We start from the raw sequence: 6,721 nt of genomic DNA, 5'->3' as shown, positions 1-6,721 counted from the left end.
CAGGTTGAGCGCGACGTTGGCGGCGCCGCCGGCCCGCTGCGACTGGCGATGCAGGCGCAGGATGGGCACCGGCGCCACGGCGACGACGGCCTGGGCGGCATGGCCGCCGGCCTGCCCGCGCCCGCGTTGGCGCTGGATCCGCGTCCGGCGCATCGCCTGATCTGCGACCTCGTCAACGCGCGCCCCGGCGAGATCACGCTGGTGGCCGTCGGCCCGTTCACCAACCTGGCGCTGGCGCTGGCGCACGATCCCTCGATCGCCGGCAAGGTCCGGCGCGTGATCGTGATGGGCGGCGCCTTCGGCCTGAAGGGGCATGGCGGCAACGTCACGCCGGTGGCCGAGGCCAACATCATGGCCGACCCCGAGGCCGCCGACCAGGTCTTCACCGCCCCCTGGCCGGTCACCATCGTCGGCCTGGACGTGACGCAGGAGGCGATCATGCGCGAGGCGGACCTGGCCAAGCTGCGCGGCCGCGGCGAGGGCGCCGGCGACCTGCTCTGGCAGGCCACGCGGCATTACCAGCAGTTCTACGACGCGCGTGACGGCATCGGCGGCATCTATGCCCATGACGCGAGCGCCGCGGCGCTGCTGCTGGTCCCGGAGGCCTTCACCCTGCGCGCCGGGCCGGTGCGGGTCGTGCTGGAGGGCATCGCCACCGGCCAGACCATCCAGGACTGGCGCAACGAGCACGGCAGCGGCACGCCGTGGAGCGGCCACCCGTCGCAGCAGGTCTGCATCGCGGTCGACGCGGCGCGCGTGCTGGCGCTGTTCGACGAGATCTTCTGACGCCGGCGGCGGCCTTCGCCGCGCCTTCGAGTTTCAAGACAATGCACGGCGCGCCGACCCGCGCCCCAAGGAGAACCTGATGACGACCCAAGCCGTGAAGCTGCTGTTGCCCCGCTGGCTGATCACCATGACCCCCGATAGCCCGGTGCTGGAACAGCATGCGCTGGCGATCGAGGGCGAGCGCATCGCCGCCGTCCTGCCGCGCGACGAGGCGCTCCAGCGCTACGCCGATGCCGACCGCGTCGAGCTGCCGCACCACGTGCTGATCCCCGGCCTGATCAATGCCCACACGCACTCGGCGATGTCGCTGCTGCGCGGCGTGGCCGACGACCTGGCGCTGATGGACTGGCTCAACAACCACATCTGGCCGCTGGAGCGCCAGTGGGTGAGCGAGGACTGGACCTACCAGGGCTCGCTGCTGTCCGCGGCCGAGGCGCTGCGCGGCGGCGTGACCTACCTCAACGACATGTACTTCTTCCCCACCGCGATGGCCCGCGCGGCGGTGGACAGCGGCATCCGCGCCGGCGTGTCGATCAATGTGATCGACTTCCCGACCGGCTACGCCGCCAACGCGCAGGACTACATCGAGAAGGGCCTGGCCGCCTACGAGCAGTTCAAGGGCGAGAAGCTGCTGGACTGGACCAGCGCGCCGCATGCGCCGTACACGGTCTCGGACGAGACCTTCATCCAGCTGCGCCAGCTGGCCGAGAAGTACGACCTGCAGATGCACTGCCACATCCACGAGACGCAGGACGAGATCGACGGCAGCCTCAAGCAGTACGGCGAGCGTCCACTGGCGCGCCTGAACAAGCTCGGCCTGCTGAACGCGAAGATGATCGCCGTGCACATGGTCCACCTGAGCGACGACGAGATCGACCTGGTCGCGAAGCAGGGCGTGCACCTGGTCCACAACCCGAGCTCCAACCTGAAGCTGGCGTCGGGCGTGGCGCCGGTGAAGGCGCTGGAAGCGGCCGGCGTGAACACCATCCTGGGCACCGACGGCGCCGCCTCCAACAACCGCCAGGACATGTTCAGCGAGATCCGCGCCGCCGCGTTGCTGGCCAAGGGCGTGACCGGCGATCCGCTGACGGTGTCGGCGCGGACCGCGCTGGAGATGGCCACCGTGCGCGCCGCCAAGGCGATGGGCCGGGCCAGCGACCTGGGCACGCTGGAGGCCGGCAAGCTGGCCGACGTCGTCGCGGTGGCGCTGGACTCGATCGAATGCCAGCCGGTCTATCACGCGGACGCGCAGCTGGTTTATGTCGCCGGGCGTGAACATGTCACGGACGTGTGGGTGGGCGGCCGGCAGGTGCTGTCGAATCGCAACGTTCTGACTTTCGACACCCAGGCCTTGCAGGGGCGCGTGGCGGACATCGTGGCTAAGATGCGCGCCGGGCGCTGATCCCCCCTGAACACGGGGGTGGCGGCGCCGAGGGGCCGGCCGTCGACCTGACCGCCGGTGTGCAGGAGACACAGCCGGCCGTCACCGCGCGCCGGTGGGACAGATCACCATGAGCAAGCCTTCCCGGAGCCGGCCCCTGAGCCGGTTCGTCGCGACCATCGCCACCGCCGCCACCGCGGTGCTGGCCCTTGGACTGGGCACCGCCGCCCGCGCGGACATCCTGATCGGCCAGACGGCCGGCTTCACCGGCCAAGTCGCCGCCAGCGTCAAGGAACTGACGCTGGGCGCCAAGCTCTACATCGACCACGTCAACGCCGCCGGCGGTGTCAACGGCCAGAAGATCGACCTGCAGTCGCTGGACGACGGCTTCGATCCCAAGCGCGCCGCGGCCAACGCGCAGACGCTGATCGACAAGGGCGCGGTCGCGCTCTTCCTCACCCGTGGCACGCCGCACACCCAGGCGGTGATGCCGCTGCTGGACAAGGCGCAGGTGCCGCTGGTGGCGCCGTCGACCGGCGCGATGCTGCTGCACAAGCCGGTGCATCCTTACGTCTTCAACGTGCGCTCGACCTACCAGCGCGAGGCTGAACGCGCCGTCCAGCTGCTGCTCGAGATGGGCAACACCCGGATCGCGCTGGTGCAGGTCAACGACACCTTCGGCGCCGATGGCGTCGCCGGCGCGATGACCGGCTTCAACGATCGCAAGATGAAGCCGGTCGCCCACTTCACCTACGAGCGCGAGAAGCCGGACATCGCCGGCGTGGTGAAGCAACTGATCGCCGCCGATCCGCAGGTCGTGCTGCTGGTGGCCTCGCAGCAGATCACCGCCGACACGATCAACGCGCTGCGCGCGGCCGGCTCGCGCATCCTCGGCGCCACCTTGTCCAACAACGCGTCCAACGGCTTCGTCCAGCTGCTGGGCCAGAACGCCGCCGGCGTCATCGTGTCGCAGGTGTTCCCGAGCGAGCGCAGCACCAACCTGGCGATGGTCAGGGAGCTGACCGACCTGGTGAAGGCCAAGCCGGCCGAAAGCGGCGGCCTGGTCACGCCGGCCATGATGGAGGGCTTCGCGAGCGCCAAGGTGCTGGTCGAGGGGCTCAAGCGCGCCGGCAAGGACGCGAGCCGCGCCAGCCTGCTGCGCGCGCTGAACAACATGTCGCGCTACGACCTGGGCGGCATGGAACTCAACTTCAGCGCCACCGATCACACCGGCACCAACTACGCCGACATCGCCATCATCGATCCGCGAGGCCGATTCCTGCGCTGAGCCTGGACCGGTCCATTCCTCAGTTGACGGGCGCCTTCGGGCGCCGTTGTCATTGGATATTTCGGAATTCTCCGAATCCGTCAATGGACGGTATTCAAAGCCTTGACAGGGTCTTTTGATACTCGATGGCTGAATGCCGGTGTTGGAAATATTCGCCAATCATGATCTTTCTCACGACCATCCTCGTCGAATAGCAAATTTAGGCTGATCACTCACATTTGTGAGTTATTAGCAAGTGAGGCGTACTCGGACACACTGCCGGCCGAAACCTGCAGACGGACTGCTGTCATGAAGAATATGTACGCGATCTCCATCGGTCTGGCCTTCGCCGGCGCCGGGTGCCTGCTGGCCGAGAAATCCACGCGGTCGATACCCGGGAATCCCTCATTTGAACTTACTGTCATCGGTTATCTCTTGATCAGCGGCGGACTGATGCTGCTGATCGCCTGCCTCGCCGCCTCGGCCGACGCCTGGCTGCGAGCCCGACGGCGCCGCGCTTGCGCTCCTCCCGAGCCGGATTGGGAGCGCCATCCACCGCCAATCGTCGATCACCACTGACTCCAGTCACCCAGCAGTTTTTGTTTACTTGCTTCGGTGATTGCTCGTTTCCTGCCGCTCGCGAAACTGTGCCCGCCCATGGCATTGGGATAACGAGAGAAGGAGCTGAGGAATGAGTATCGCCGTCGTGATCATCGAGGACGATCCGGCTGTCATGAAAAGGCTGGTGGACGTGATTTCAAATAGCAGTTTCTGCGAAGTGGTCGGTGTCGCCAGGAATCGCGGCGAAGCGATGGCCGCGATTCTGGCCAACCGGGCCGATCTTTATCTGATCGACCTGGGACTGCCGGACGCCGACGGGGTGGAGCTGATCCAGCTGGTGCGGGAAAGGTGTCCGGAATCCCGCAGCATGGTGCTGAGCACCTTCGGCGACAGCAAGCACGTGATGCGCAGTCTGCGCGCGGGCGCCCGGGGCTACCTGCTCAAGGACGAGATCCAGCCGTCGCTGGTGGAGAAGCTGGTCAGCGCGCACAACGGGCAGGCGCCGCTCAGCCCGGCGGTGGCCCAACTGGTGGTCGAGCGGATCTCCATGCTGGAGAACAACGTGCGGCCCCAGGTCGATCGCGAGAAGGTGCTGCGCGATCTCGGCATGGGCGAGCGCGAATGGGAGGTCCTGCGCCTGCTCATCGAGGGGCTGCCCATCGTGGAGATCGGTCGCCGGCTGAGCATCTCCCATCACACCGTCAACCAGCACCTGCGCAGCGTCTATCGCAAGCTGGGCGTGAAGTCCCGCGCGATGGCGGCCAACGCGGCGCGGCTGCATGGACTGATCGATGAATAGCCCCCGCCGCGGCTCGCTGAAGACGGTCTTCTTCTGGCTGAGCTTCTTCATCATTGCGCTGCTGGTGATCGCCACCAGCACTGTCGCTACGCGCGTCTACCACGTCGACGCGATCCGCGACCTCGAGGTCGTCGCCGCGGCGCCCGATTCGCGCGATGCGGGCCCGGAGGCGCCGCGCCTGGCCGGGCGGGTGCTGGTCCAGGCGCCACGGGTGGCCTTGCCCCATCTCGAGGACGTGAGCCAGGCGGGGGGATTCAAGCGGGTGAGATTCCGCATCGACCTGGACCGCTACCTCGAGCGGCCGACCGCCTGCTGCGAGATCGACGCCGACGGCGGCGTGATCGGCGGCAGACGCATCCCGGGCACCAGCCTCGTGATCAGCCAGGCCCTCGACGGGATGGACGTCTACCTGAACGGGGTCTGGGTCGCGGGCCTGCCGAAGTCGAACGCGAGCGGACGCTACAAGTGGTACCGGCCGCTCCAGGTGCCGCTGGCGCGCCGACTGCTGCAGCCCGAGGGCAACCAGTTGACGGTCGAGCTGACGACCTGGGATCCTCAGATCCAGCTCGCGCCGATCTACATCGGCGACCTGGATGCGATCTCCACCATCCATGAGCTGACCCTGTTCATCGGCTCGTCGCTGGCCAATGCGTCCAACGTCTTCTGCCTGCTGGCGGGCATGTTCATGCTGGGCGCCTGGCTGGCCAGCAGGAAGGACGGCGCCGTGTTCCTGCACGCGGGCGCCACCACGGTGCTGTGGTCGGTGCTGTTCACGCTCGTGCTGCTGCCCTATGTCCCGGCGGCGTGGCTGCCGCTGTGGACCTGGGCGCAGTACGCCTGCATGGGCGGCGTGATCGCGGTGCTGACGCTCTTTCTTTTCGCCTTCGTCGGCGAGCCCCTGGGCTGGCGCGGCCGCGCGGCGCTCTTCGGCACGGCGGCGTTCGCGGCGCTCGCCTATCCGCTGCTCGGGCTGCGCGGCCGGGAATGGCTGGACCTCTGGTGGCTGCCCACCATGCTTTGCTTTCACCTGTACGCCTGTTCGCGACTGGCGCTGCACATCGCCCGTACCCGCTCGCGCACGGCGATGTCGCTGCTCTTCCAATCGGTGCTCGCGCAGGTGTTCGCGCTGCGCGATCACAACGCGGTGCAGCACCTGATCTCGATCCCGATGCCGGAAGCCGGCTGGTCGATGACGCACCTGCTGGTGGCGCCGATCTTCCTCAGCCACCTGAGCGTGCCGCTGCTGCTGTTCGTCGTCGCCCAGATCCTGCTGACGAAGTTCCAGGCCAACGTGAAGCGCATCCGCGACCACAACCGCATCCTGACCGAGACCCTGCAGCAACGCGAACGCGAACTGCTGATCAGCCACAACCGCCAGCGCGAGATGGAGAACGAAGCCGCCATGCAGCTCGAGCGCGACCGCATCTATCGCGACCTGCACGACGGCATCGGCTCCAAGCTGGTGACGACGCTGTTCAGCGTGCGCGACCGCGCCATCGACCACGAACGGCTCGAAGGGCGGCTGCTGGAGGCCTTGACGGACCTGCGGGAGATCATCTCGGTGACGCAGGTCGGGAGCAGCGAGCCTTCCAGGACATCCTGTTCACCTACTGCAGCGGCCTCGACGAGGCGCTCACGCGCGCCGACTTCCAGGTCGAATACGAGGTGCCCGAGGGGCTGGAGCTCGTGCTGCTGGCCGACTTGTCGAAGCAGCTCATGCGCATCGTCGAGGAGTCGGTGGCCAACACCATCAAGTACGCCGGCGCGAGCCGACTGTCGATCCGCATGGCGATCGTCGAGGCGGAATCGCTGGAGGTGGTGATTGAAGACAACGGCCAGTCCGGCGACCGGCGGGGCGAGGCGGCCGACGCGACCGGTCGTCGCGCCTCCGCCCTGCGCGGCGGCACCGGTCTGGTCGGGCTTCAGC

6 protein-coding genes are annotated in these 6,721 nt (G+C 67.7%); all 6 read left to right on the top strand.

Annotated elements, in window-relative coordinates:
- Nucleotides 1-786, top strand: a 786-nt coding sequence (locus FUT87_RS18545) for a nucleoside hydrolase (protein ID WP_147241979.1), incomplete at its 5' end; no start/stop codon positions are given.
- A gap of 79 nt (nucleotides 787-865) precedes the next feature.
- Complete coding sequence (locus tag FUT87_RS18540) at nucleotides 866-2,188, top strand: TRZ/ATZ family hydrolase (RefSeq protein ID WP_147241978.1); 1,323 nt, start codon at nucleotides 866-868, stop codon at nucleotides 2,186-2,188.
- A gap of 109 nt (nucleotides 2,189-2,297) precedes the next feature.
- On the top strand, nucleotides 2,298-3,455 hold the full coding sequence (locus FUT87_RS18535) for an ABC transporter substrate-binding protein (protein WP_091725168.1): 1,158 nt from the start codon (nucleotides 2,298-2,300) through the stop codon (nucleotides 3,453-3,455).
- 288 nt (nucleotides 3,456-3,743) lie between these two features.
- On the top strand, nucleotides 3,744-4,013 hold the full coding sequence (locus FUT87_RS18530; RefSeq protein WP_147241977.1) for a hypothetical protein: 270 nt from the start codon (nucleotides 3,744-3,746) through the stop codon (nucleotides 4,011-4,013).
- A gap of 112 nt (nucleotides 4,014-4,125) precedes the next feature.
- A complete protein-coding gene (locus FUT87_RS18525; RefSeq protein WP_091724163.1) occupies nucleotides 4,126-4,794 on the top strand; it encodes a response regulator transcription factor in 669 nt (222 codons plus the stop codon).
- On the top strand, nucleotides 4,787-6,616 hold the full coding sequence (locus FUT87_RS18520; RefSeq protein ID WP_147241976.1) for a hypothetical protein: 1,830 nt from the start codon (nucleotides 4,787-4,789) through the stop codon (nucleotides 6,614-6,616). The genes FUT87_RS18525 and FUT87_RS18520 overlap by 8 nt, the downstream gene beginning before the upstream one ends.
- Nucleotides 6,617-6,721 lie beyond the last annotated feature (105 nt).

The organism is Mitsuaria sp. TWR114, from assembly GCF_007997345.1.
Note: the sequence above shows the minus strand (reverse complement) of the source record. Positions and strands in the feature narration are given on the sequence as shown.